This is a genomic window from Acidocella sp. (assembly GCF_050253495.1).
GTDB lineage: Bacteria > Pseudomonadota > Alphaproteobacteria > Acetobacterales > Acetobacteraceae > Acidocella.
The window spans coordinates 1-24,338 of record NZ_JBFWIX010000026.1; the positions used below are offsets into that span (position 1 = coordinate 1).

At 60.6% G+C, this 24,338-nt stretch carries 25 protein-coding genes and 1 pseudogene; 4 read left to right on the forward strand and 22 right to left on the reverse strand.

The features are described from left to right. Positions 1 to 233: 233 nt before the first annotated feature. The 4 genes and pseudogenes from AB7D48_RS15190 to AB7D48_RS15205 form a co-directional block, all read right to left on the reverse strand. Positions 234 to 827: pseudogene (locus tag AB7D48_RS15190) on the reverse strand (ArnT family glycosyltransferase); the annotation flags it as partial. Positions 828 to 881: 54 nt separating this feature from the next. Further along, on the reverse strand, positions 882 to 4,544 hold the full coding sequence (locus tag AB7D48_RS15195; RefSeq protein WP_427980830.1) for a methyltransferase domain-containing protein: 3,663 nt from the start codon (positions 4,542 to 4,544) through the stop codon (positions 882 to 884). A gap of 60 nt (positions 4,545 to 4,604) precedes the next feature. Next, complete coding sequence (locus tag AB7D48_RS15200) at positions 4,605 to 5,927, reverse strand: glycosyltransferase family 4 protein (protein WP_427980833.1); 1,323 nt, start codon at positions 5,925 to 5,927, stop codon at positions 4,605 to 4,607. Then, positions 5,924 to 6,991: an NAD-dependent epimerase/dehydratase family protein gene (locus AB7D48_RS15205; protein ID WP_427980836.1), complete on the reverse strand. Its 1,068-nt coding sequence runs from the start codon at positions 6,989 to 6,991 to the stop codon at positions 5,924 to 5,926. Before AB7D48_RS15205 ends, AB7D48_RS15200 begins: the two co-directional genes overlap by 4 nt. A gap of 307 nt (positions 6,992 to 7,298) precedes the next feature. Here AB7D48_RS15205 and AB7D48_RS15210 point away from each other — a divergent pair, with 307 nt between their 5' ends. The 4 genes from AB7D48_RS15210 (at position 7,299) to AB7D48_RS15225 (ending at position 11,976) form a co-directional block, all read left to right on the forward strand. Then, entirely contained in the window at positions 7,299 to 8,009 is a 711-nt protein-coding gene (locus AB7D48_RS15210; RefSeq protein ID WP_427980838.1) for a GntR family transcriptional regulator, read from the forward strand. A 77-nt stretch (positions 8,010 to 8,086) separates the two neighbouring features. Next, on the forward strand, positions 8,087 to 9,484 hold the full coding sequence (gene tcuA / locus AB7D48_RS15215; protein WP_427980841.1) for an FAD-dependent tricarballylate dehydrogenase TcuA: 1,398 nt from the start codon (positions 8,087 to 8,089) through the stop codon (positions 9,482 to 9,484). Next, on the forward strand, positions 9,471 to 10,595 hold the full coding sequence (gene tcuB / locus AB7D48_RS15220) for a tricarballylate utilization 4Fe-4S protein TcuB (protein WP_427980843.1): 1,125 nt from the start codon (positions 9,471 to 9,473) through the stop codon (positions 10,593 to 10,595). Before tcuA ends, tcuB begins: the two co-directional genes overlap by 14 nt. Before the next feature lie 70 nt (positions 10,596 to 10,665). Next, positions 10,666 to 11,976, forward strand: coding sequence for an MFS transporter (locus AB7D48_RS15225; protein WP_427980846.1), 1,311 nt, complete (start codon positions 10,666 to 10,668; stop codon positions 11,974 to 11,976). A gap of 66 nt (positions 11,977 to 12,042) precedes the next feature. Here AB7D48_RS15225 and AB7D48_RS15230 read toward each other — a convergent pair whose 3' ends face one another. From AB7D48_RS15230 to AB7D48_RS15315, 18 genes are all read right to left on the reverse strand, one after another. Beyond that, on the reverse strand, positions 12,043 to 12,363 hold the full coding sequence (locus AB7D48_RS15230; RefSeq protein WP_427980848.1) for an iron-sulfur cluster assembly protein: 321 nt from the start codon (positions 12,361 to 12,363) through the stop codon (positions 12,043 to 12,045). Next, a complete protein-coding gene (locus AB7D48_RS15235) occupies positions 12,347 to 12,559 on the reverse strand; it encodes a hypothetical protein (RefSeq protein WP_427980850.1) in 213 nt (70 codons plus the stop codon). The genes AB7D48_RS15230 and AB7D48_RS15235 overlap by 17 nt, the downstream gene beginning before the upstream one ends. A gap of 2 nt (positions 12,560 to 12,561) precedes the next feature. Further along, positions 12,562 to 13,800 carry an aminotransferase class V-fold PLP-dependent enzyme gene (locus AB7D48_RS15240; protein ID WP_427980853.1) on the reverse strand — a complete coding sequence of 413 codons (1,239 nt, stop codon included), beginning with the start codon at positions 13,798 to 13,800 and terminating at the stop codon, positions 12,562 to 12,564. Then, positions 13,797 to 14,948: a Fe-S cluster assembly protein SufD gene (gene sufD, locus AB7D48_RS15245; RefSeq protein ID WP_427980855.1), complete on the reverse strand. Its 1,152-nt coding sequence runs from the start codon at positions 14,946 to 14,948 to the stop codon at positions 13,797 to 13,799. The genes AB7D48_RS15240 and sufD overlap by 4 nt, the downstream gene beginning before the upstream one ends. Beyond that, a complete protein-coding gene (gene sufC / locus AB7D48_RS15250) occupies positions 14,945 to 15,703 on the reverse strand; it encodes a Fe-S cluster assembly ATPase SufC (RefSeq protein WP_427980857.1) in 759 nt (252 codons plus the stop codon). The genes sufD and sufC overlap by 4 nt, the downstream gene beginning before the upstream one ends. 25 nt (positions 15,704 to 15,728) lie before the next feature. Then, positions 15,729 to 17,183 carry a Fe-S cluster assembly protein SufB gene (gene sufB / locus AB7D48_RS15255; RefSeq protein ID WP_427980860.1) on the reverse strand — a complete coding sequence of 485 codons (1,455 nt, stop codon included), beginning with the start codon at positions 17,181 to 17,183 and terminating at the stop codon, positions 15,729 to 15,731. A 72-nt stretch (positions 17,184 to 17,255) separates the two neighbouring features. Further along, complete coding sequence (locus tag AB7D48_RS15260) at positions 17,256 to 17,762, reverse strand: group II truncated hemoglobin (RefSeq protein WP_427980862.1); 507 nt, start codon at positions 17,760 to 17,762, stop codon at positions 17,256 to 17,258. Next, entirely contained in the window at positions 17,740 to 18,840 is a 1,101-nt protein-coding gene (gene modC, locus AB7D48_RS15265) for a molybdenum ABC transporter ATP-binding protein (protein ID WP_427980865.1), read from the reverse strand. The genes AB7D48_RS15260 and modC overlap by 23 nt, the downstream gene beginning before the upstream one ends. Further along, positions 18,837 to 19,499 (reverse strand): molybdate ABC transporter permease subunit, encoded by a 663-nt coding sequence (gene modB / locus AB7D48_RS15270; RefSeq protein WP_427980867.1) that lies wholly within the window; start codon positions 19,497 to 19,499, stop codon positions 18,837 to 18,839. Before modB ends, modC begins: the two co-directional genes overlap by 4 nt. Positions 19,500 to 19,501: 2 nt before the next feature. Then, complete coding sequence (modA, locus tag AB7D48_RS15275; protein ID WP_427980870.1) at positions 19,502 to 20,233, reverse strand: molybdate ABC transporter substrate-binding protein; 732 nt, start codon at positions 20,231 to 20,233, stop codon at positions 19,502 to 19,504. 174 nt (positions 20,234 to 20,407) lie between these two features. Then, positions 20,408 to 20,716: a 2Fe-2S iron-sulfur cluster-binding protein gene (locus tag AB7D48_RS15280; RefSeq protein WP_427980872.1), complete on the reverse strand. Its 309-nt coding sequence runs from the start codon at positions 20,714 to 20,716 to the stop codon at positions 20,408 to 20,410. A 29-nt stretch (positions 20,717 to 20,745) separates the two neighbouring features. Further along, positions 20,746 to 21,897 carry a DegT/DnrJ/EryC1/StrS family aminotransferase gene (locus tag AB7D48_RS15285; RefSeq protein WP_427980874.1) on the reverse strand — a complete coding sequence of 384 codons (1,152 nt, stop codon included), beginning with the start codon at positions 21,895 to 21,897 and terminating at the stop codon, positions 20,746 to 20,748. Next, complete coding sequence (locus tag AB7D48_RS15290) at positions 21,894 to 22,148, reverse strand: hypothetical protein (RefSeq protein ID WP_427980875.1); 255 nt, start codon at positions 22,146 to 22,148, stop codon at positions 21,894 to 21,896. Before AB7D48_RS15290 ends, AB7D48_RS15285 begins: the two co-directional genes overlap by 4 nt. A gap of 44 nt (positions 22,149 to 22,192) precedes the next feature. Further along, positions 22,193 to 22,516: a DUF3024 domain-containing protein gene (locus AB7D48_RS15295; protein ID WP_427980877.1), complete on the reverse strand. Its 324-nt coding sequence runs from the start codon at positions 22,514 to 22,516 to the stop codon at positions 22,193 to 22,195. Next, on the reverse strand, positions 22,513 to 22,758 hold the full coding sequence (locus AB7D48_RS15300) for a nitrogen fixation protein NifZ (RefSeq protein ID WP_427980880.1): 246 nt from the start codon (positions 22,756 to 22,758) through the stop codon (positions 22,513 to 22,515). The genes AB7D48_RS15295 and AB7D48_RS15300 overlap by 4 nt, the downstream gene beginning before the upstream one ends. Continuing rightward, positions 22,755 to 23,075, reverse strand: a complete 321-nt coding sequence (locus AB7D48_RS15305) for a nitrogen fixation protein NifZ (RefSeq protein WP_427980882.1) — start codon at positions 23,073 to 23,075, stop codon at positions 22,755 to 22,757. Before AB7D48_RS15305 ends, AB7D48_RS15300 begins: the two co-directional genes overlap by 4 nt. Further along, on the reverse strand, positions 23,072 to 23,818 hold the full coding sequence (locus AB7D48_RS15310; RefSeq protein WP_427980884.1) for a 4Fe4S-binding leucine-rich repeat protein: 747 nt from the start codon (positions 23,816 to 23,818) through the stop codon (positions 23,072 to 23,074). The genes AB7D48_RS15305 and AB7D48_RS15310 overlap by 4 nt, the downstream gene beginning before the upstream one ends. Further along, positions 23,805 to 24,329: a hypothetical protein gene (locus AB7D48_RS15315; RefSeq protein WP_427980886.1), complete on the reverse strand. Its 525-nt coding sequence runs from the start codon at positions 24,327 to 24,329 to the stop codon at positions 23,805 to 23,807. Before AB7D48_RS15315 ends, AB7D48_RS15310 begins: the two co-directional genes overlap by 14 nt. Positions 24,330 to 24,338: the final 9 nt, after the last annotated feature.

The following is a 24,338-nucleotide window of genomic DNA, read 5'->3' on the forward strand; positions in this document are numbered from 1 at the left end:
TCGGCATGCTGGAGCGCTGCGCCTTGCGCCATGGCAACGTCCACAGCGCCGATGGCTGGCGGGACGTTCTCGACCCCGTCATCGCCCGCTACGCGGAGCGCGACCTTTGCGGCCGGTTCTTCCGGGCCAAAACCGAGCAGATAATGAAAGACATAAGGCCCGTTGGGGATGAACCAAAGCAACGCGACGAGCAGCGCGACACATAAGGACACGACAAGCCATAGGGTCCGTTTACGCCAGTCCGCCAGCCCGTCACTGTAAACATAGATCAAAACCCCAACGAGAAGCGGGGGAATGAATGCCAGGGTCATGGTACGCGCCAATGGCATCAGCCCCAGAAACACGCCAAAGCCCAGGCTCCAGCCCGGATGGCGCATGCGCCGGGAGTTCACCAGACAGGCAAGCGCCGCGGTCGCCATGAAAGTCACAGGCATCGAAAACTGGAAGTCGCGGCTGTAATTGATGACAAGCGGGCTGGTGGCGACCAGAAATGCCGGCAACAGCGAAAATCTTCCCATGCCCAGCGCGCGCGCCAAGCAGTAGGCCGCGACAATGCAGGCCGCCGCGCATAGCACCGTGACGCTGAACGCAGCCAGCATATGAGGCCCGGTCACGGCGAAAACCAAGGCCGCCAAAGCCGTCGTGACCGGCGCCTGGATGCTTGGCGCCTCAATGGTTTTGATCAGGCCGACCAGCCCGCCATGCATGAGCCCCTGATAATCCGCAAGGGCGAATCCCAGATAGCCCGCCTCGTCAATATCCAGAAGCTGGCCATGCCGAAAATGCCAGATCCAAGCGGCGTTCAACACGATGAACACCACGACCATCCCCGCCAACGCCAACCATTCGGCGCACGGTCTCTTCACCGCCAGCTTCACCCTCTACCCCACCAGCAGCGTATGATCATAGGCCTCGGTATAGCACGCGACCATCTTCGCCAAGCTAAACAATTCCGGGGCGCGTGCATGATTTGCCTGTCCCATCCGGTCCAACCGGGCAGGATTGTCCAGCAGATCGACGATGATATCCGCCACGCCATCGAGAGTCCGCCCCAACGTCTCATGACCGCCGAGAAACTCCGGCAGTTCCCCGCCTTCATGCCCCGCCACGGCGCAGCCCTGGCTCATCGCCAAGGCCAGATCCCGGCTCGCATCGCCGTGCCATACGGGCGGCACGAACAGCCTAAACTGTTCGTACCATCGCGGCAACGCCGCCTCGGGCAGATGGCCGGTGAAGCGGAAATTCTCCCTGACACCAGCCTGTTCGAGGCGCTCCAGATAGGCCTGTAACAAGCTGCCGCCCCCCACCACATAAGCGCGGGTGCGTGGCCGCCGCCTGACTATCTCGATCAACAAGGCAAGACTGTCTTCGTTCAACGAATCAGGTTCCAGCCGGCCGACCATGCCGATGGCGTTTTGCGCGTCAGGCGCAAACCCCCGGGCATCGAAGCCCGTGAGATCGACACCCGGATGGATCACCTTCACCATCGCCCCGCCCGCCGAGGGCTCGGCGCCAAACTGCGCGCGCATATGTTCACTGGCGAAGATATACGTGCCGAACACCTCATCCAACAGCGGCGCGGCCTGCTGATACACGCTCTGCATGGAAGCTGGCTTGCGTTCGCGCAGCGCATCCAGCACCGCGCGATACCAGGCTTCGTCCGCCCCGCCCCAATAATGCAGATGCACCATGTCCGGCTTCAACATATCCAGCACCTGAAGCATCGCGGCGGGGTCTGGCGTGGATACATGGCGCACCTCAACCCCCTCATGCGTGCCACCAGGCCAGGTGGTTGAAGTCAAGATCGCATGCGCGTAAGGGCGCGGCAATTGCGCCACCAGCGCGCCGGCTAGCCGGGCCGCCGCATGATCCGACATGGTGGGAAGAATATGCAGGATATGCTTCTCCGCCTGGTCGGCCTGACAGAATGGCACCATGCTGCAAGATTGATCTTTCGCGCCCGATAATTGCGAGGGGGGACGTTTTTCGCAATCCAGCCAATAGGCGCCCTTGGCCTCGTCCCATACCGGCTCCAGCCTCAGTTCCAATGACAGATTCCAAGGACGCCATACCGGATTAATGGGCCCGGCATCCGCCGCTGTCGGCACCGGCCCCATCGGCCGGCTATGCAGCCGCCGGTAGGCACGATACGCCAGACGCAAGGGCGGGCGCAGAACCGGGCGCATCTTCTCCAGCAGGGGCTGGGTCCGGCGCAAAGCCCGCCAGCTCGTCGAACGTTCGATCTGTTCCAGCCTCAGCCTGGCATGTTCGGCCTGAGCCTGCGCCCCATGCAACCGGCCGCGGCTTTCTCCCAACTCAGCTTGCATGGCGGCCAGACGCTGTTCACGCGTGGCGTTTTCCACGGCTTGCCCTGCCTGATCAGCCTGGCTCTGATGCAACAACACCAAGTTTGCGGCCAGTTCGGCTTCCATCACCTTCAGCCGTTCCGCCAGATGTGTTTGCCCGGCATCGGCCTCTTGCAGCTTTGCGGCCAGCGTCTCGCGTTCCACCCATAATTCGCGCATCTGCGTGACAGCCTGGGCTTGCCCAGCCAGGGCTTCACGCACCTGCCGGGCCGATTCGGCCTGCTCCAGCATGGCAGCCTGCGAAGCCTCCGCCAATTTCGCGCGCTCAGCCAGGGCTTCGCGCAATTGCGCGGCCAGAATTTCCTGCGCCTGCTTGGCTGATTCAGCCTGCTCCAACGTGGCGGCTTGTGAAGCCGCCGCCAGTTTCGCACCCTCAGCCAGGGCCTCGCGCAATTGCACGGCCATGTTTTCCTGCGACTGCCGGACCGATTCGGCCTGCTCCAACGTGGCGGCTTGTGAAGCCGCCGCCAGTTGCGCGCCCTCAGCCAAGGCTTCGCGCAATTGCACGGCCATGTTTTCCTGCGACTGCCGGGTTGATTCGGCCTGCTCCAACGTGGCGGCTTGCGAAGCCGCCGCCAGTTGCGCGCGCTCAGCCAAGGCTTCGCGCAATTGCACAACCGCTTGCGCCTGCCCAGCCAGAGCTTCCCGCGCCTGCCGGGCCCACTCGGCTTGCTCCAACGTCGCGGCTTGCAAAGCCGCCGCCAGCTTCACGCGTTCAGCCTGGGCCTCCCGCAATTGCGCCGCCGCTTGCATCTGCTCAACCTCCCCGCCTTGCGCCATGGCACGCAAGGTCCGCAATTCCGCTTCCTGCCGGACCAGCGCGACACGGTCTGCCGTTTCCTTGTTCCTCAAATGCAGCATTTCCATATGGCCGGACACAAAATCACGCTGCATGTCGGGATAGACTGTGGAAGGCAAGACCGGGAGGGGCATGCGCGCGCAAGCCGCGACATAGACAGCGACATTGTCTCCCCCCTGAAACAGCTCTGGATTGTAGCTGACCTCCCCGCGCGCCGGCAGATCCTCGGCCAGGAGATACACGCTGGCGGCGATGGTCTGTGAAAACATCCTGACATGCGCGAACATGCCGCTCAGGAGAGTGCGAAACTCCTCCAGCGTCATTTCGTGGAGATGATAGGGGTTCTCTCCATACAGAGCCGTAACCGCCGGATTCGGCGTGGAAATCAGCAATATCCCGCCCGGTTTCAGCAAACGCTCGAAACGGCCGATCAGCTCCCGCTGTTGGCTGGCCTCAATATGCTCGATCACCTCGAAACAAGTGATAAGGTCAAACCGCCCCTCGCCCAAGGAAGCGGCGAGATCCGCGTTGCGCTCAAAACGCAAATTCTCCTTCATATGAAAGGAGCGCGCGTAATCCAAGGCGGCCTCGCTAATGTCGACGGCCAGAACCTCCCGCGCGGCATCGGCCAAGCGACGCGCGCCATAACCCGTGCCGCAGCCGAAATCCAGAACATCCATCCCGGTCACCAGCCGGCACGCATAATCATAGCGTGGCAGATGCTCGTAGCTGGTCAGTTCGCTCCACGTGCCGGGAACGTAGCGCTCATGCATGAACGCGGTGAAATGGCTGCCCTTGGCCAGGCACCGCAGATACGCGCCCGCCTTGGGTTCCTGCGCCTCGCACATGACGCAGCTGGTGAAGCCTAACAGCCGGAACAACGCCTTGAGCGCGTCTTCGGACAGAAGATTCAACCCTTCATGCGTGGCCGGAAGCTCAAGAATCACGCGGGTTTCGGACGTGATCGCCATCTTCTTGAACAGGATATGGAAAAATCCGTGAAGATCTGGCTGATTGGGCAATTCCCCCGAAATCAACACAAAATCGAAATTGTGCGACGGCAACGCCTCGATCGTGCCCGCAATGAAAACCCCAGGAAGGCGGTGCCGGGCCGCTTGGCGCGCCGCTTCGTCCGCCTCGACCCCCATGACCTCGACCCCCAAGGCCCGCGCCTGCTCCAGCCCCTCACCCGCGCCGCAGCCGATTTGGAGAAGCTCTCCCCCCTCGCCATCGCGCCGGGCCTGTTCGAGCAAGCCGTTCACCCAATCCGACAAACCGGGCTGGCTGGCGACGGGCTGAGCCGATACGGGCGGACGCCGCACAAAGCCGCAGACGCCACAGCGCCAACCGGTCTCGGGGACATCCTGCGCGGCGAACATGTTTTTCCGACAGACAGGACAAACCTGAGCCAAGGTCATTTCCCCTGCTTCCGTTAAAAGTTAGCGATTGGCCTTTGCCGATCCGGCCAGCACCTTTGCATATGTATCCACAACCTCATCGACCATGACATCAATGGTGCGTGTATAATTCGTAGTCTGACTGTGGGCCCTGGTCTTGGCGGGGTCTTCCACCAAGCGCCGCAGAAGCTGGCCAAGCTCTCCCTCATCGCCCCGCTCGAAGCTCCAGCCATTATTGCCGTCGAGAAATTCCATCATCCCCTGCACGTTGGAAACCACCACCGGCGTATGAGACGCAAGCGCGTTCAACAGAACCAACGGGCTGTTCTCATACCAGGTCGAGGGAATCACCAGAATATCCAGGCCATCGAGAATGGCCCTGAACTCGGCGGGCAGAAAAGTGCCGCAAAACTCCATGTCCTGCGTCGCCAGGCCTCGTAGTTTCATGGCATAGGGCGATTGATCCAGCGGCCCGTAGATCTTCAGCTTGAAGCTTCCCGGCTTCAGCGTCCGTGCCGCGTTCATCAGCAGATCCACGCCTTTATGCGCGGCAAGCTGCCCGATATAGCCTATGGTCAGCGGCGCCTCCGGATTCACGGGCGGTTTTTCCCGCCGATCCATCTCCACGCCAAAACGGCTCAGGACAAATCGGCGCGAATCAAAGCCGTTCCGCGCATAGGCATCGTAGAGAAACTGCGTCGGCGTGATCATCGCATCGTAATGCTTGTAAGCCTTGCGCAGGATTCCGGGACGTTTCACCAAATCGCCGATCGGATACATGTGCCGCTCATCGCGCCGGCGCCTCCAGGCATAATAAAGCCGTTCGGCCAGGATGGAGAGCTTATACTGAAAACGCGGCCAATTGCCCGTCGCCTTGTCGTAGCAGGCGATGCAGTTGGTCCGCAGCATGTTGGGGCCCTTGCAAAGGCCGCCATCCGCGGCCTGCAAGGTGCTCGTATAACAAAACCCGAAAAAATCCGTCAGCGTTGCCACCAGCGGATAGCCAGCCGCCTTCGCCTCGCCGGCCAATACGGCGGTATGGTTCACCAGATGCGTCACATGAACGATGTCAGGCCGCAACTCATCGAGAATCTGGCGCAGAACCGGACGCGTATTCTCCTGCCAATAAGTCTCCGCCACGCTGCCATGAGGCAGAAAATTCTTGTCGAAGACGATGACCGGCACACCGTCATAGACATAGCGGGTCAGCATGGCCCGGTAACGGGGCTCGTACTGAAAACCGCCAGTGACCACCGTGACGTCATGCCCGCGCGCCAGCAGCGATTTCGCGACTTGCAGCGTATAGGTCTCGGTTCCAAAAAAATGATCGGGAAAAAAGCAATGCACGAACAAAGCGATTTTCATCGCTGACCATCCTTGGCGCGAACCGCCCGGACCAAGGGCGGCTCGGCTTTCCCGGCAGCCAGCCGCGCCGAAGCGCGTGCTCCCTCAGCCGGATGCAGGGCCGAGAAATCGGGGTGCTCGGCCAAATCCGCCAGCATCCTCGCCAGCCCGGCGGAAAAGCTCAGCCGCGGCGACCAGCCCAATGTACGCTTCACCCTGTTGATGGACAGCACGTTCGACGGCACGTCGAAGGCCCGCCCCGGCTTTCGGCTGACCTCCAGCTTACGGCCAAAGCGCATCTCCAGCGCCTCGACAATCCCGTTGAGGCTGGTGCCCTCTCCACTGCCAAGATTGAAGACATGCTGGCCGCGCAGATCATCCGTCATGGCCAACTTCACCAAACAGTCCGTGACATCGGCGATATGAATAAAATCCCTGACAACCTCACCCGTTCCCCATATTTCGATCGGGCGGTTATTCAAGGCGTTGTTCAAAAAAGCCGTCACCGCCCCCAACCCGCGCGAAATATCCTGACCTGCGCCGAACGGATTGGCAATGCGCGCCACCCGGCAATCCAGCCCATACATGACGCGGTATAAATTGAGATAAATCTCCGCGGCCGATTTACTGGCCCCATAAGCATTGATCGGGGCCAGCTTATGCGACTCGGGCACGGGAACCCGCCGCAACGGGCCGTAAACCGTGCCGCCGGAGGAGGAAAATACCACGCGCCCATGGCCACGGTGCCTCAGCGCGTCCAGCATGCCCAGCAAGGCGCCAAGATTATGCGCCAGATCCGCTTTCGGGTCGGCATTGGCGGTGGAGGGCAGCGACCCCCAGGCATAAAAATGCACAATATCCGCCCCCTCGGTCTGCGCGGCCCAGTCGGCATTGTAAATATCCAAATCGCGCCAGGAGATCGCGCCGGCTTCCTCCATTTGCGCGAAAAAGCCGGGTTTTTCGCGCCCGGTTAGAATCACCTCGTCTCCTTGCCGGGCAAGCGCCAAGCCCACATGCCGGCCGATAAACCCGCCGCCGCCCACCACGAGATGACGAATCGGCCTCCCCTCGCGCGGGCCGGTCACCGGCCACGCCCGATCAAGCGATCATGCCAAAAACCGAAATCAAGAAGGAAAGCCTCGGAAAAACGATAGATTGTCGGAATGAACGCCGTCACCGCCACAACGCCCCTCACCATGAACTTCCCGTCATGAGCGATAGAGGCAGCCAGGAGCGTCCATTGATGTCCGCCGGCCGTCATGGCCACCCCATTCCGGAATCCATATCTTGCTCAAGCGCCGTCTGCGCCAGGCTTTTGCCGAGGCGCTCAAATCTTCCTGCGCGGGCCGTTTCAGCCTAAGCCGAACACAGGCGAGAGGGAGAATAGACAGAATGGCTGGCCAGAACACGGCACCTGGGCGCAAACGCCCCCCCGTTAAGGGCAAACCCGCCACGGGGCCCAGCCGTTCGAGCGGCACTGGCGCTTACGAGCTTTTGCTTGCCAGGATCGAGAATGGGGATCTTCCCGCCGGCACCCGGCTGCGCGAGGCGGAACTGGCACAACGCTTCTCCCTCAGCCGGACACCGATCCGCGAGGCGATGAAACGGCTCGAACAGCAAGGTCTGATCACCCATGAACCTCATCATGGCGGGGTCGTGACCTCGCTCAATTACAACCAGATCGCCGAGCTATATCTGTTGCGCGAAGTGCTGGAGGGCACGGCCGCCAGGCTGGCGGCGCAGCATGCCTCGGATGTTGAGATCACCCTGCTGCAGGAAATGCTGGAGCAGGACCAAACCCTCACCAGCACCCCCACGGAACTCGCCAAGACCAACCGCGCCTTCCATCAGCAGATCCGCGACGCGGGACGCAACGGCTTTCTGGCGCAGGCTCTGGAAACCCTGCGCCTGTCCCTGGCGCTGCTGCCCGGCACCACGCTGGGCGCCCCCAGCCGGGGGGCTGCTTCAGTACGGGAGCATGCGCAGATCGTCGAGCGGATCGCCGCGCGCGATCCGGACGGCGCCGAGCAAGCCGCCCGGCAACATATCCGCAACGCCTTCAAAACCCGCATCCAACTGCTGCAGAAGCGCCTGCCCAGCTGACCCGCGCGGGAACCGGTTGACAGGCGGCTCGTGCCGCGAATAATTGTATACAACAGTATACAATTATGGAGGCCGGGATGGAAAACAGAGCATGCGCCTACGATATCGTGGTGATCGGCGGCGGCAACGCGGCTCTGACCGCGGCCATCACGGCGCGTGAGGCCGGTGCCTCCGTGCTGGTGCTGGAACATGCTCCCCAGACCATGCGCGGGGGCAATTCCCGGCACACGCGCAATATTCGCGCCATGCATAGCCAACCCACCCTGGTGCTGACCGACAGCTACGCCGAAGATGAATATTGGGACGACCTGCTGCGCGTGACCGGCGGCCAGACAGATGAAGCGCTGGCCCGGCTGACCATCCGCTCCACCCAGCAAGCCCTGCCCTTCATGGCCCGGTGCGGGGTCATGTTTCAGCCCTCGCTCACCGGCACGCTCAACCTGTCGCGCACCAACGCTTTTTTTCTGGGCGGGGGCAAGGCCCTGCTCAACGCCTATTACGCCATGGCGCAGCGCCTGGGCGTGGATGTGCTCTATGATACGGAAGTCACCGAGATCACGCTTGAAAAGCGCCGTGTCCGGCAATTGAAGGTGGTCAGCCGGGGGTTCCCCCTTGAGGTCTCCTGCAAGGCGGTCATCGCCTCATCCGGCGGTTTCCAGGCGAATATCGAATGGCTGAAGGAGGGCTGGGGCCCCGCGGCGGAGAATTTCCTCATCCGTGGCACCCCTTATGCGCAAGGGCGAATTTTACGTAATTTGCTGGCGCAAGGCGTGGCCTCGGTGGGGGACCCCACCCAATGCCATGCCGTGGCCATTGATGGGCGCGCCCCGAAATTCGACGGTGGCATCGCCACACGGCTGGACTGTGTGCCCTTCTCCATCGTCGTCAACAAAAACGCGCAGAGATTTTACGACGAAGGCGAGGATGTCTGGCCCAAACGCTACGCCATATGGGGGCGCCTCGTCGCACAGCAGCCGGATCAAGTCGCCTACAGCATCATCGACAGCCGCGCCGAAACGCTGTTCATGCCCTCGGTCTTTCCCGCGATCAAGGCGCCGAGCATCGCGGCCCTGGCCGAAAAGCTGGGACTGAACCCCCAGGCGCTGGAAGCGACGGTCCAGCGTTTCAATGCCGCCTGCGTGCCAGGCGCATTCGATGGCAAGACGCTGGATGGCGTTCACACGGAAGGGCTGGATCCGCCGAAAACCAACTGGGCGCGCCCCCTGCTGGAGCCCCCCTTCATCGGCTATCCACTGCGTCCGGGGATCACCTTCACCTATCTCGGTGTCAAGGTGACCGAGCGGGCCGAAGTCGTCATGCAAGATGGCGGTATCGTTGAAAATCTTTTCGCATCGGGGGAAATCATGGCCGGCAGTATTCTCGGCAAGGGCTATCTGGCCGGTTTCGGCATGGCGATCGGCACTGTTTTTGGCTGCATCGCGGGAAAGGAGGCCGCCCACCGTGTCCAGCACTGAACACCCCACCGCCACCCCGCCCAGCCATGTCGTTCAGGACGCCCGCCGGGCCCTGGAGGTCTGCAATGCCTGCCGGTATTGCGAGGGATTCTGCGCCGTGTTTCCGGCCATGGAACTGCACCGCGATTTCAGCAACGCCGACCTCTCCCACCTCGCCAATCTCTGCCATAATTGCAAGGATTGCTATTATGCCTGCCAATATGCGCCACCGCATGAATTCGGCATCAATGTTCCCAAGGCCATGGCTGAATTGCGCCATGCGAGCTACGCGCAATATGCTTGGCCGCGTGGCCTTTCCGGTGCGTTCCAGCGTAACGGGTTGATCACCGCGCTCGCCATGTCGGGCGGCATTGCCCTGGTGCTGCTGCTGACCTTGCTGCTGCAAAACCCGGCACGGCTTTTTGGCATCCTGCCCGTCGCGCCGGGAGCCGGCTTCTACCTTATCATCCCAAAGGCGGTCATGACCCTCACCGCCCTCGCCGCCGGACTATATGCCCTGCTGGCCCTGGCGCTGGGCTTCCGCAATTTCTGGAAAGACGCGGGCACGACCCGGGTAAGCGGCGCCGACATCCATCAGGCCCTGAAGGATGCCGCCAGCCTGCGCTATCTCGGCGGCGGCGGCCATGGCTGCAACGACGAAAATGGCGCCTTCTCCAATCGCCGGCGTTATCTGCATCATCTGATGGCCTATGGGTTCCTGCTCTGTTTCGCCGCGACTTGCGTGGGGGCCGTGTATGATCTGTTGCTCGGCTACCCCGCCCCTTATCCCCCATCCAGCCTGCCCGTGCTTTTGGGAATCGCCGGCGGGGCCGGCATCGTCACGGGCTGCGCCGGGCTCCTCTGGCTGAAAATGGCGGGGGATCAAGACCCCCAGTCACGGAATCTACTGGGAGCCGATACGGGGCTGCTCCTGCTGCTCCTGATGATCGCGCTCACCGGCCTGCTGCTTCTGGCCTTGCGCTCGACCAGCGCACAGGGAATCGTGCTCTGCATCCATCTGGGGCTGGTTCTCGGCTTTTTCCTGACCATGCCCTACAGCAAATTCGTACATGGGCTTTACCGGTTCGGCGCCCTGGTCCGTCATGCCGCCGATCAACGCCGGCATGGCTAATCTGGCGATTGACCGCACACCAACAACCCGACACATAGAATAACACCATCATTTGATGAGAGGGAGGAACATGAGCGAAAGCCACACAGGGCCGAGCACGGCGCAAATTCGCCGAGTCGCGGTCGCCAGCCTAATTGGCTCTGTCATCGAGCAATACGACTTTCTGGTCACGGGCATCATCGCCGCCACGATCTGGGGTGACATTTTCTTTAAATTACCCGGACTTGCGGCGGTTGCCGCGGCCATTGGGGTTTATGGTCTCGGAATCATCATCCGTCCCGTCGGGGCATTCATCTTCGGTAACATTGCCGATAAATATGGCCGGAAAGATGCCCTGGTCTGGGCCCTGGTGCTCATGGGCGGCTCCACCCTGGCCATCGGCCTCACCCCCACTTATGATACAATCGGCGTCACCGCGCCAATCCTGCTCGTCATTTTCCGGCTCTGCCAGGGCATCAGCTTCGGCGCGGAATTCGGCACCGCCTCGACCTGGGTCGTGGAGCAAGCCGCCAAATCCAAATACCGCGCTTTCTGGGGCGCCTGGGTCGGCTTTGCGATTCCGCTTGGCCTGCTGCTTGGTTTCTCCTCGGTGATTTTTGTCAAATCGCTGATGACCGAGGCGGATTTCATGGCTTGGGGCTGGCGTATCTTCTTCTTTATCGGTTTTCTCGTCGCCATTGTCGGCGTGGTGATCCGCTTCCGCACGGCGGATAGCTTCCTGTTTGATAAGCTGCGCGACGAACGGCATGTGCTGGATTTTCCCGCCGCGAAGGTCTGGAAGGACATGCCGCTGCGCATCGTGCGCACCTCCTTCGTCAATGCCATGTTCAGCGGTGCCTTCTTCCTCTCCTTCGTGTTCGGCACCAGCTATATGAAAGCGGTTGGTTTCACGGCGATGCAGGCGGAAATCGTTGGGCTGATCGCCGCCGCCTTCATGCTGCTCTTCATGATCGGCGGCTCCCTGCTGGCCGACCGCTTGAACCGCCGCACCGTGCTGCTGACCTCCGCCGTTATTTTCCTGCTTTTCACGATTCCCTATTTCTACCTGATCAACACGCACAACATCGTCCTGGCGGCGATCGCCGAAATCATCGGGTTCGGGTTCGTCTTCGGTTTTGGCTATGGCGCCATTCCCAGCTTTTACACCGAGAATTTTCCCACCCGTTACCGTGCTTCCGGCGCCAGCGCTGGGTATCAGCTCAGCCAGGTTTACGGGGGCGGTCTGCTGCCCATCATCGCCGGGCAGATCCTGAAGGATGTCGGCATTCACCATGCCTATCTTTATATTGGCTGTATCGTGATGGTTTATGCCATCGCCGCCATCATCGCCATCCTGATGACCCCCGACACCACCAAGACGGACATGCACGCCGACATCTGAGGCGGCTGGCTCCAAAACCGGCGAGGCCTTGTTGGGCAGGGCCTCGCCGCCATGAGCCCGGCCTTTTTATAAAAGCCCCAGCTCCAACTTCGCCGCGTCGGTCATTCGCTCATCCGTCCAGGGGGGCTCCCATACCAGCGCGACCACCACGGCCGTCACGCCGGGCACCATCGCCACCGCCTGCTGCACCTGTTGCGGCAATTGTCCCGCCACCGGGCAACCAGGAGAGGTCAGGGTCATCGCGATATGCACGATGCCCATTTCATCGATCCGTAATTCATAGATCAGGCCGAGATCGACCAGATTCACTGGAATCTCGGGATCCTGCACGGTACGGATGGCATCGAAAATCCGCTCTTCCAAAGCTGTATCAAGCAATGCCGACATGCGCCTGCTCCCGTATCGCCGCGGCGCATATATGCCAGGCCGGCCTCGTGCATTTCCCCCCGACCGGATAAGCCCTCGCACCGCTCAAGGCCCGCATGCGCTCGCCTCCCTCGGCCAACACCGCCACCTTGTCACCACAAAACGCGTCATGGCCATGGGCGAAGATAAAATCCCGATATAGTTCGCGCGGATCCATGATCAGACTCCGAACAGATGCTGGGCTTCGGCGATCGCGGCGACCAAGGCGTCGATATCGCGGTGCGTATTGTAAACGCCAAAGGAAGCCCGCGCGGTGGCGGGAACGCCCAAATGCTCCATCAACGGCCGCGCGCAATGCAGCCCGGCACGGATGGCCACACCGCGCCGGTCGAAAATCGTGGCCAGATCCTGCGGATGCAGATTTTCAACCATGAAGGAGATCACGCCGATCTGGCATCCCCCCGCCGGCACCAGCCGCACCCCGCGCTGGCGGGACAGCACGGCCAGGGCGTAATCCGTCAAGTCCTGTTCATGTGCCTCGACCGCCTCCAAACCGAGAGACATCATGAACCGCAAGGCCAGATCCAACCCCACCGCCCCGGCGATGTCGGGCGTGCCGGCCTCGAAGCGCGGCGGCGCATCCTGATGGCCCGTCTCCTCGAAACCGACCATGCCGGCCATATCGCCGCCCCGCCAGGGCGGCATCGCGGCCAGTAATTCCCGCTTGCCGTAAAGCACACCGATCCCGGTGGGCCCATAACATTTATGCCCGGAAAAAACGAAAAAATCGCAGTCCAGGGAGCGCACATCCACAGGCAAGCGGGGAGCGCTCTGGCAGCCATCCAACAGCACGCGCGCGCCCGCGGCATGGGCCATCCGCACCATTTCCGCGACCGGCGTGACATGCCCGGTCGCATTGGCCACATGGGTCATCGCCAGCAGCCTTGGGCGGGCTTCGAGCAAATGAGCGAAAGCAGCCATGTCCAGCCCGCCTTCCTCCGTCACCGGCACCACAGCCAACCTGACGCCGAGCCGGTCCCTCAGCATCCGCCAGGGCACGATGTTGGCGCGATGTTCAAGCCCGGTGAGCAAAATCTGATCTCCGGGCCTAAGCCACGCCCCCCAGCCATGCGCCAGCAGATCGATCGCCTCGGTGGCGCCGCGCACGAACACGATTTCCTCGGTGCTGGCGGCATTGAGAAAGCGCCGCACGGTCTCGCGCGCCTGCTCGTACCGCTCGGTGGCGCGAATGGAAAGACGATAGCCGCCAGGATGCATATTGGCATAATCCGCGCGGTAGAACTCGGCGATGCCCTCAATGACCTCTTCCGGTTTCTGGGCGCTGGCCGCCGTGTCCAGATAAACAAGGTCCGGATGGCGCGTGAACACGGGAAACTCCGTCTTCAGCGCCATCGGATCAAAGCCCGCCATAACCGGCAAGGCCCGCAGCGCGGTCACGCCAACGTCTCCGCCCAGGCCGACATGGCGCCAGCCAAACCATCACGCACCGTTTGGAGCAAATCCGCCCCGTCCAGAATGTCGGCGGCGAAAGCCTCGATCAGCATCCGCCGCGCGGCCTGCGGTGGCAGTCCACGCGATTGCAGATAGAACAAGGCCGTCTCGTCCAGGTCGCCCACCGTGGCGCCATGGCGGCATTTCACGTCATCGGCCAGGATTTCCAGCCGTGGACGCGTATCCACCCGTGCGCCAGCCGACAGCAAAATATTATGGTTGCCCTGATTGGCGTCAGTGCCATCGGCCCCTTCCGGCACGCCGATATGCCCCAGGAAAATGCCATGCGCCGTATCCGCCAGCACGCCCTTCACCACCTGACAACTGGTGCAATTGGGCGCCAGATGCAATGCCTCCGGCACGAAGCTGGCTTCCTGCTTGCCTCCCAGCAGGTAAGCCCCGCGCAGCGAGAAATTCGCCCGTTCGCCGGCCAGCACCGCGCTCACCGCCTCACGTGTCACGCCACCACCCAATGCCAGAACGACCGATTCATGATCGGCCTCCTCTCCTAGCGTGATGGACGTCGCCGAGACATGCACCGCCCCCGGCTGCTTGGCCTGCAGCTTGGCATGGCGCAACCGCGCACCCGGCGCCAGGGCGATATGGGTGACATTGTTGGTCCAGCCTGAACCGGTCACGCGCTCGACCAATGTGGCCTCGGCCCCTTCCCCCAATACCACCAATCCGCGCAGATGCACCGCACCGTCCTGGCTCTCCTGGAGGATTTCCAGCGGCTCCTTGATTTGCACCCCCGCCGGCACCTCCAACACGAAACCATCCTGGAACATGGCCAGATTGAGCGCCGTGAAACCATCCGCCGTCTCCGGCATGGCCAAACATGTCTCAAGCCAGTCCGGCGTCTGGGCCAGCACGCCGCTTAACGTCTGAAACCTGACGCCCGCCGGCAAGGAAGCCGCATTCAAGCTCACCTTCGCTGTTCCAGTAGTGGCCGGCACGGCCAAGCCACGCAAATTGCAAAACCGCCAAGCTTCGTTCTTCGCCGTGGGCAACCCCTGGGCGATGTAACGCTCCATGGCCGCCGCGCGCAGCACCGCCAACCATTCCGGTTCCGCCACGCCCAGCACCGCGCTCATGCCGCGTGCTCCAACCCCGCATAGCCGGTCTTTTCCAGTTCAGCGGCCATCTCCTTCCCACCCGAGGCGGCAATGCGGCCATCGGCCAGCACATGCACGAAATCCGGCTGAATATAATCGAGCAGGCGCTGATAATGCGTGATCATCACAATCGCCCGGCTTGGATCGCGCAGCTTGTTCACGCCATCGGCCACCGCGCGCAAAGCGTCGATGTCCAGGCCGCTATCGGTTTCGTCCAGAATGGCAAGCCGGGGCTCCAGCATCGCCATCTGGAAAATCTCGTTGCGCTTCTTCTCACCACCCGAGAACCCGACATTCACCGCACGCTTGAGAAGGTCGTCCTTGATGTCAAGCAAGGACATTTTCTGCTTGACCAGCTTGAGAAACTGCGCGGCATCCAGTTCCACCTCCCCATGCTCACGGCGGATCGCATTCACCGAGGCGCGCAGGAAATAGGTGTTGTTCACACCCGGTATCTCCACGGGATATTGAAAAGCGAGAAAAATGCCCTTGCGCGCACGCTCATCGGCGGGCATGTCGGCAATATCCTCGCCATCGTATAAAATCCGCCCGGCGGTTACCTCGTAACCCGGCTTGCCCGCCAAAATGCTGGAGAGCGTGGATTTACCAGCGCCGTTCGGCCCCATGATGGCGTGCACCTCACCCGCGCCAAACCGCAAGGAAACGCCCTTGAGAATTTCACGCCCGCCAGTGATGCGCGCATGCAGGTTTTCGATTTCGATCAGCTTGGTCATGCTGTGCCTCCTTGTCCAGAACGGTTCATCCCACGCTGCCTTCCAAACTCACGGCCAACAGCTTCTGCGCTTCGACGGCAAACTCCATCGGCAGCTCCTTCAACACTTCCTTGCAGAACCCGTTGACGATGAGCGAAACGGATTCTTCCGGTGTCAAGCCGCGCTGCAAGCAGTAAAAAAGCTGATCGTCGGAAATCTTCGAGGCGGTGGCCTCATGCTCCACGCGCGCCGTGGGGTTGCGCGTGTCGATATATGGAATGGCATGCGCGCCGCAGCGTTTGCCAATGAGCAGGGAATCGCATTGCGTGTAGTTACGCGCTCCTTCCGCCCCCGGCAGCATCTTAACCGCCCCGCGATAAGTATTCTGCCCGCGCCCGGCCGATATGCCCTTGGAGATGATGGTGGAGCGCGTATTGCGGCCAAGATGGATCATCTTGGTGCCGGTATCGGCCTGCTGGCAATTCGAGGTTACCGCGACCGAATAAAACTCTCCCACCGTATCATCCCCCTCCAGGATACAGGATGGGTATTTCCAGGTGATCGAGGATCCGGTTTCCACTTGAGTCCAGGAAATCTTCGCCGCCTTGCCTCGGCAAATACCGCGCTTGGTGACGAAATTATAAATCCCGCCCTTGCCATCGGCATCGCCCGGATACCAGTTCTGCACGGTGGAGTATTTGATCTCCGCCCCTTCCAGGGCCACAAGCTCCACCACGGCGGCATGCAACTGGTTTTCATCGCGCATCGGCGCCGTGCAACCTTCCAGATAGGACACATAAGCGCCCTTGTCCGCGATCAGCAATGTGCGCTCAAACTGGCCCGATTTCGCCGCATTGATACGAAAATAAGTGGATAGCTCCATCGGGCAGCGTATTCCTGGGGGAATATAGGCGAAAGAACCATCCGAAAACACGGCGGAATTCAGAGCCGAAAAGAAATTATCGCCCTGGGGCACCACCGTGCCGAGATATTTGCGTACCAGCTCTGGGTGCTCGCGCACCGCCTCGCCGAACGAGCAGAAAATAATCCCCTCGGCCGCCAGCGTTTCCCGGAATGTCGTGGCCACGGAAACGGAATCGAACACCGCATCCACCGCCACTCCGGCCAGCGCGGCGCGTTCCCCCAGTGGAATGCCAAGCTTCTCATAGGTCTTCAGGAGTTCAGGATCGACCTCGTCCAGCGATTTCGGGCCTTCCGCTGTTTTTGGCGCGGAATAATAAGTCGCGGCCTGATAATCGATCGGCGCGACATTCAGCTTTGCCCAATCCGGCTGCTCCATGCCTTGCCAGCGCCGGAAGGCCTTCAGCCGCCATTCCAGCAGCCATTCCGGTTCCTGCTTCTTGGCCGAAATAAAACGCACGGTCGTTTCGGTGAGCCCCGGCGGGGCCGTTTCGGAATCGATATCCGTCACGAAACCGTATTTGTAACTTTCGCCGCTGGCGGCAACAATGTCGTCAATGGCGTCCAGATGCGCGCTCATCTCTTTTACACTCTCCATCCGGTTTAACGGAGGAGTTGCAAACGCCGTGCCAGTTCATCAACACGACAAAACTTAATCGCGCACGCTTGAGCAAGGGCAATTTGTCGGGTTCTCGACTGTCGAATTTGCGACGTGTCCGGCCTGCGCCACGGAAGTTTCCGTACCAGCGCCATAAGCCTGCCCTGCATCATGCGGATTGCCGGGTTGATTGCGCATCCAATCCGCCAGCTTGACGAGATTCTGGGTCAAGCGCGTCCTGGCCGCCTCGTCCGGCACATTATGGGCCATGGCCTCGCTCATGCAGCGCATCCAATCGTCACGCTCGGTCTCGCCAATGCGGATATGCATATGGCGCTGGCGCAAACGCGGATGCCCATAGGCCGCGGAATACTCCGCCGGGCCACCCATCCATTCGGCCAGATAAAGTTTCAGGACCGCGCGGGTCATCGCCAAGTCCGGCGCATGCAAATCGCGTAAGGCGGCATAGCACGGCTGCTCCATCCTGTCGTAAAAATCATCCACCAACCGGGCAATTCCCGGCGCGCCGCCCAGTTGCTCAAAAAGAACTGATTCCGTCATCGCTTGTTGCTCCTTGCGTCCCAGCCAAGGCCTCGGCCTTGATTTGGACAAAAACATCCTTCCCCTCCGCCAATCCCAGCCCTTCCCAGGATTTGCGGGTGATGCGCGCCAGCAGCCGAGTGCCACCCACCTCAAGCGCCAGCACCACGTGCGGGCCTTCAAGCGCCGTGACCTCCAGAATACGGGCCGGCAAGCTGTTAAGAATACTGCTGGAACCTGGATGCGTTGTAACGCTGACATCGTCGGCCCGCACACGCAAACGCACAGGTGTCCCCGCCGGCCCCAGACATCCCGGCACAACCAGTTGCAACGGCGACGTGCCACACAACGTCAATCCGTAAACCTCATCATAGCTGCCGACCGTCAGGTCCAGCACGGTGGCGGCACCCGTCCGGGCCGCGAAAGGCAAGGACAAGTCTGTTAGAATCTCGGCCAACGCGCCATTGGCCGCGACACGCCCACCACTCATCACCAGAAGATGCCCCGCAATGCGTTCGATCTCGGGCATATGATGGGACACATAGACCACCGGCACGCCGAAATTTTCCGAAATGCCATGCAGGCACGGCAATATTTCATCGGCGCTCTCACGGTCGAGCGCGGCCAGCGGTTCGTCCATCAACAACAGGCGCGGCTGGGTCAGCAATGCACGGCCGATCGCCACACGCTGGCGCTCTCCACCCGACAAAGCCACGGGAGAACGCGCGAGCAATGTCTCCAACCCCAAAAAGCCAGTGACATCCGTCTCCATGATGCGGCCCGCGCGCGCGCGGCGCTGGCCGAACAACAAATTGTCCTTCACGCTCAGATGCGCGAACAACCGCGATTCCTGAAACACATATCCCACGGCGCGTTGCCAAGGCGGCAGAAATGTCCGCGCATCCTGCCAAAGCTGGTCCCCTACGCGCAATTCTCCGCCCGGCATGCGCATCAGCCCCGCCAAGCAACGCAACAATGTGCTCTTGCCGCAACCAGAACGGCCAAACAGACCCGTAATGCCCCGCCCCGGAATGGTGAACCCAACATCGAGCTGAAAGGCGCCCACCCCCCCTGAAAAACGCGCCACGATCTCACTCACCGCCGCAGTCTCCGCCGCCCGAGCAATTGCGTGACAAGGATGACCAGAAAGGAAAACGCCGCCAGCACGGCGGAAATCCGCCCCGCCTGGGCCCATTCGAGATTCTCCACGTCATTGAAGATGACAATTGATAAAACCTCGGTCTTGCCTGGAATATCTCCACCGATCATCATCACCACCCCGAACTCTCCCAGAGTATGCGCGAAGGCCAGGATGGCCCCGGTGGCGATCCCACCACGCGCCAGGGGCAGTGCGACGGAGAGAAACGCATCCAGCGGCGCGGCACGCAAGGTCAACGCCGCTTCCCATGCGCCATCTCCCAACGTGGCAAAGGCACTGCGAACAGGCTGCACGAGAAACGGCAATGAATAGATGCAAGAGCCGATAACCAGCCCCGGAAAGGAAAACGCCAAGGTGGTGATATTGAAAACCCGCAGCAGCGGTGCCAAGGGGCCGTTCGGGCCAAGCAAAATCAGCAGATAAAATCCCAGCACGGTGGGCGGCAACACCAGCGGCAGCGCCACCGCCGCGCCGATGAGCTCCACCCACCAGCCCTTGGCGCGCGCCAGCCCCCAGGCCAGCGGCACACCAAGCACCAGCAGGATGAGCGTGGTGAGCCCCGCCAGTGTCAGTGTGAGAACAGCGGCGGGGGCCCACATGGTTAGTGTGCGGTGCCGTAGCCGTAAGAACGGATCACCGCCAATGCCTCGGGCGTTTTGAGATAGGCCAGGAAGGCCTTCGCCACCGGATCTGTCTCACCGGGTTTCAACAACACGGCGTCCTGAACGATCGGTTGATAATCCGAATCCGGAACAAGCCATTTTGAACCCGTTTTCACATTGACAACCTGCGAATACGCCACGAACCCCAACTCCGCATTGCCTGTCGCCACAAACTGGTAGGTCTGGGAAATGCTTTTTCCGATCACGATTTTCGAAGCCAGCTTGTCATAAAGCCCCATCGCCTTCAGGGTATCGATCCCGGCCGCGCCGTAAGGCGCGGTCTTGGGATCGGCGATGGCGATATGCGCGAACCCATCGCTGGCCAGAACCTTGCCCTGGGCGTCGACATAGCCAGGCTTGGCGCTATAGAGCACCAGTTTGCCTACGGCATAGGTAAACAGGCTCGATTGATCAGCCAAGCCCATGGCGGCAAGTTTTTGCGGGCGTTTGGCATCGGCCGAGAGGAATATATCATAGGGCGCGCCTTGCGTGATCTCGGTCAGGAACTGTCCGGAAGAGCCGAAGCTCAGCACCAGATTATCGCCTGTCTTCAATTCAAACGCGGCCGCCAGGCGTTTGGCCGGTGCCGTAAAGTTCGCCGCCACGGCGATAGACGTCGAAGCCGCGCGCGCCATTGCGGGTGAAAGGATCAGCACCGCCAGAGCGGCCATGAGCCAATTCCATTTGCATCTCATAACAACCTCCATCTTGAATGAACGAGTCTTGCAAATTGATAGGCCAGACCTTGGCAAAGTAAACGCGTCGTCTGCTGCCTCCAGTGGAGAACTCCATCCCTATAGCACAGACGACACATATCCTTGTCAACTTTACGACATTTGCATCCGTCAAAAACCAGATGAAAATCCAAGAAGCTCGATTTTCACATCTTCAGTGCCAAGAAACACCGCCTGGCAGGCAAGGCGGGATTTCGATCCCACACCGACGATCGTATCCAAACGCTCATTCTCCTCACGAGCGATCTTGCTCACGCCCTTGCGTCCTTCCTGCACGAAAATATGACAGGTACCGCAAACGGCCTTACCATCGCATTTATGATTGATGCCTTCCTCTGCCGCGAGAATGGCGGCTAGCAGCGTGGTGCCGGCGGCGACCTCAACACTCTTTCCAGACGGCATAATGGTTAAAAGCGACATGAATTTCCCTTTCCTTGTTTGCTTGAAAATCAGTAAATGGCGGCACCAGCGCCGACATTCACCGACGCATCCTTCATCGTTTCAACGATGAATTCGATCTCATCCGCATCGAGATGAGCGTGAAACGGCAAGGCTATGGCGCGCTCCGCGATTTTTTCCGTTACCAGAAAATCGCCGCGCCGATAGCCCCGGTCGAAGTAAAGCCGTTGCAAATGCAATGGCGATGAATAAGCCACCGCGGCGATACCGGCCACACCGAGATCGTCGATGATGGCGTCGCGGCTCGAACGTGAAAAGCGCGTGCCAAGATGCACCAGATAAAACATCCAGTGCATTTCAGTCACATCCGGCGCTTCATAAGGCGGTTTGATCCCCTCGAAGGATTGCATATGCACGCCGTAAATCGCCTCTGTCAGCTTGCGCCGCTCCAGGAGTTCCGGCAACCGTCGCAATTGGACCCGACCGATAGCGGCATTCAAGGTACTCATCGTGGCCTGAAATGGCGCCGTGGCCGTGGCCAGAACCGAACCGCGCTCCTCTAGCCTGCGTCCAGCCTGAAGACGTATGGAAGCGGCCAACGTGGCATCGTCCGTCACCACCATCGCCCCTTCACCGCAGCATAACGGCGAAGGCAATGAGAAATCGAACAGAGACGCATCGCCGAACGTACCGATCAATTGCCCGTTCAACCGCGACCCCAGGGCCTCGCTGCTATCCTCGATCAACATAACCCCACGCCCGGCCGCCAGCGCCCGCAAGGCCGGCCACGGCGCGGGATGGCCATTGGCATTTCCCGCCATGATCGCACGGGTGCACGGCGATAATTTCTCTTCCGCCTTGCCGGGCGCCAAGGTGCCAGACCAATAATCTATATCCGCGAAAACCGGCGTTGCACCAGCGAGACTGATGGCATGCGCCGCTTCACGGAAACCATGCGGCGCGCAGATGACCTCGTCTCCAGGACCAATCTCCGCGGCGCGCAACAGGCACAACAACCCCAGCGTGGCACTCGATACCGCCACGGCATAGCCACGCCCCACATAATTGGCGAATTCAGCTTCAAATGAGGCGATCTCCGGTCCCGCCGAGAGATAAGGCGAACGCAGCAATTGCGCCGCCGCCGCCAACTCCGCCCCGGACAAATCAGGGTCGCAAAGCAGAATCGGATCCATCTCGCTCATGCGCCCTTCCTCATCGCCAGAAGCAAGCCGCTGGCCTGCTCGGCCGCGCCAACAACTTGCACGCAATGATTGGAGCAATCGAGAAAATACAATTCAAGACCAGGGTAACTGCGAAACGGCTCCTCCGTGACATCGGCGGCATCGCATGAATGCCACCGCAAATGCGGCAGCGCCTCCCGTAGCGCCGCCATGCCCGCGGACTGTTTCAGCATCTGATCGATCACCTCAAATTCCTCGGCGCTGATGCTCATTCTCATATTCCCTCACGCAAAGCCTCAGCGTTACCCAAGCAATTTCATTGCCAAAATCTTCTGTCGGTATCCTCGGCCAAAATATTCAAGGCCTCCGGCAAGGTCTCCAGAGCATCGACCAAAAGCCATTCATCGGCTTCGTGATTTTTTCGATAAAGCCCCCAGAGCCGCTCTCGCGCATGATAAGCCAGCAAGGCAATGTCGATGATCCCGCCTTGCGTATCGATATTACGCGAGCAACAGGGGCTCTCGACCTTATATCCGGATTCGACTCCAACCACACGCGGCGACACATAACGGTAGCGCGCGCGCCGCTCCAGCGCACGCTCAATCCTGCGTTTATCAAGCTCATTCGGGTGCGGTGTCATGGCGAGAGCGGGGTAATCTCCTCCTCCAGGCAGCCAACCACACGATCCTGTGAGAACTCAACGAGATAGATGGGAAGGTTGGCCTCCACATGCGTGCCGACATTGACGATCTCGCCACGCTCGCCGGCTTGCACCAACAAGCTGCCTTCCTCCGTACCGGGGAAGCTGCCGTCATTGAACAGATCCTCGGCGGCAAGCACGGGCTGCCCCCAACCATATTTCGCGACACGCGGTTCGATCATGCTTTCCGTCTCCTGGGCAGGGGAATATCCTCATCCTCACCGGTCTGAGATAGCGGTTCCAATTCACGGCGCTTCATACCGACACGATGCCCCGAAACAATGAACTCAACACCATAAATATAGAATTGCTGAAGAAACGTGCCAATACTGGTCACGACTCCTTCTTCACCTTTCTTTACCAGGACTTCGCCAATATCTTTTCCTGGATAGGTTCCGTCATTTCTGATAACACGCCGCGAACGTACTTTTTCACCATAGGTAAAGGCCGGCGGGCCGCTTAGTTCAACTTCGTCACTGTCGCGCACGATATTGGTCATGACACAGCCCGCATCTTGGCGGCGCGCGCGCGGGCCGCTTCCGCCACCATTGGATCCTGATCCTCCACCAATCCCAGCGCCACCTGATAGGGGCCCCTTTGCGCGACCTCTAGCCGGACGAGCCAGCTTTCATCCTCATGCAGAAAAGACAATAAATCGGCGGGCAGGCGCTGCGCGACTTCCCTGCGGACCATTTCGTCCACATCTTTCGCCATCAGCAGCAATTGCTCCGGCGCAAGGCGCGAAGCCACCACCCGCCGCACCTCGGCTTCGGGATCCTGAACGAGACGCAGCAACAAAGCCGGAGGCACACGCCGGGCCACCACCAACCTCACATAATAGTCGCAATCCGCCAGCATTGGCGCCAAATCCGACATTTCCAGCCTGGTTGCCACACGGATCCTCACTTCACGATGCGGATCCTGGCGCAGCTTCAAGGCATAGCTATCCGGCAGGCGCCGTGCCGCATTCCAGCGTACGGTTTCATCCTCGTCATCCAAAAGCGGCGGCAAGCGAAATATATCGGCATGCTTGGCGGCGATGGCGCGCACCTCGAAATGCGGATGGGCAAGATATGAATTGGCCAACCCCGTGTTCCAGTCGAAAAAGCGATCGATGCGCCGCGCATAACGATCTTGTACGCAAGCCCGCTTGAGGATGCATTCGGCCACTCCAAGATGCGGGCAAGCCGCGCAATCCACCTCTTCGCCGCGCCAATCTATCGCTTCGTCAATATCCGTCACCCTCGGCCTCCTCGGTACGGGTAATGACATCGAGCAGAACCCGCGCGCCAATCTTGTCCGTCGCGTCAAGCTCCAAAAGTTTAAGCAAGGCCCGCCGCCCTTCCACCAGATCCCCCAGCCGCATATGCAAATAGGCATAGCCCTTCAAGGAAAAGAGAAAAAAGCGCGGCCCCATCTCTTCATAAGCGCCAAATCTTGCCATGGATGAGCGCGCCTGGCGCCAGTCGCATGGCAGGTTCAGTTCGCGCGCCGCCACATCCAGGCAACGCTGCGCGACCACCAAAGTTTGCGCGAGTTGACCTTTGTAAAAGTAAAAACGGTATAGGCCAATCAGAACCGCCGGGTGCTCCGGCGCGATGGCCTGGGCATCCAGCAGATGCGCCTCGGCGACATCGCCAAAACGATAGGTGTCCGCCGCCAGCGCCAGATGCCGCTCAGCGTCCGGTGCCAGCCCATTTCCCAGAAGGGCCGCCGAAAATTCAGAAAATGGAATATCCGCGCCGTCAGACATAGTGCATAC

What these genes read in the sequence shown, in the direction of transcription:
- AB7D48_RS15195 (WP_427980830.1), bottom strand. Translation starts at nt 4,544, where the DNA reads ATGTTCGCCGCGCAGGATGTCCCCGAGACCGGTTGGCGCTGTGGCGTC.
- AB7D48_RS15200 (WP_427980833.1), bottom strand. Translation starts at nt 5,927, where the DNA reads ATGAAAATCGCTTTGTTCGTGCATTGCTTTTTTCCCGATCATTTTTTT.
- AB7D48_RS15210 (WP_427980838.1), top strand. Translation starts at nt 7,299, where the DNA reads ATGGCTGGCCAGAACACGGCACCTGGGCGCAAACGCCCCCCCGTTAAG.
- tcuA (WP_427980841.1), top strand. Translation starts at nt 8,087, where the DNA reads ATGGAAAACAGAGCATGCGCCTACGATATCGTGGTGATCGGCGGCGGC.
- AB7D48_RS15225 (WP_427980846.1), top strand. Translation starts at nt 10,666, where the DNA reads ATGAGCGAAAGCCACACAGGGCCGAGCACGGCGCAAATTCGCCGAGTC.
- AB7D48_RS15230 (WP_427980848.1), bottom strand. Translation starts at nt 12,363, where the DNA reads ATGTCGGCATTGCTTGATACAGCTTTGGAAGAGCGGATTTTCGATGCC.
- AB7D48_RS15235 (WP_427980850.1), bottom strand. Translation starts at nt 12,559, where the DNA reads ATGGATCCGCGCGAACTATATCGGGATTTTATCTTCGCCCATGGCCAT.
- sufD (WP_427980855.1), bottom strand. Translation starts at nt 14,948, where the DNA reads ATGAGCGCGGTGCTGGGCGTGGCGGAACCGGAATGGTTGGCGGTGCTG.
- sufC (WP_427980857.1), bottom strand. Translation starts at nt 15,703, where the DNA reads ATGACCAAGCTGATCGAAATCGAAAACCTGCATGCGCGCATCACTGGC.
- sufB (WP_427980860.1), bottom strand. Translation starts at nt 17,183, where the DNA reads ATGAGCGCGCATCTGGACGCCATTGACGACATTGTTGCCGCCAGCGGC.
- AB7D48_RS15260 (WP_427980862.1), bottom strand. Translation starts at nt 17,762, where the DNA reads ATGACGGAATCAGTTCTTTTTGAGCAACTGGGCGGCGCGCCGGGAATT.
- modB (WP_427980867.1), bottom strand. Translation starts at nt 19,499, where the DNA reads ATGTGGGCCCCCGCCGCTGTTCTCACACTGACACTGGCGGGGCTCACC.
- modA (WP_427980870.1), bottom strand. Translation starts at nt 20,233, where the DNA reads ATGGCCGCTCTGGCGGTGCTGATCCTTTCACCCGCAATGGCGCGCGCG.
- AB7D48_RS15280 (WP_427980872.1), bottom strand. Translation starts at nt 20,716, where the DNA reads ATGTCGCTTTTAACCATTATGCCGTCTGGAAAGAGTGTTGAGGTCGCC.
- AB7D48_RS15285 (WP_427980874.1), bottom strand. Translation starts at nt 21,897, where the DNA reads ATGAGCGAGATGGATCCGATTCTGCTTTGCGACCCTGATTTGTCCGGG.
- AB7D48_RS15290 (WP_427980875.1), bottom strand. Translation starts at nt 22,148, where the DNA reads ATGAGCATCAGCGCCGAGGAATTTGAGGTGATCGATCAGATGCTGAAA.
- AB7D48_RS15295 (WP_427980877.1), bottom strand. Translation starts at nt 22,516, where the DNA reads ATGACACCGCACCCGAATGAGCTTGATAAACGCAGGATTGAGCGTGCG.
- AB7D48_RS15300 (WP_427980880.1), bottom strand. Translation starts at nt 22,758, where the DNA reads ATGATCGAACCGCGTGTCGCGAAATATGGTTGGGGGCAGCCCGTGCTT.
- AB7D48_RS15305 (WP_427980882.1), bottom strand. Translation starts at nt 23,075, where the DNA reads ATGACCAATATCGTGCGCGACAGTGACGAAGTTGAACTAAGCGGCCCG.
- AB7D48_RS15315 (WP_427980886.1), bottom strand. Translation starts at nt 24,329, where the DNA reads ATGTCTGACGGCGCGGATATTCCATTTTCTGAATTTTCGGCGGCCCTT.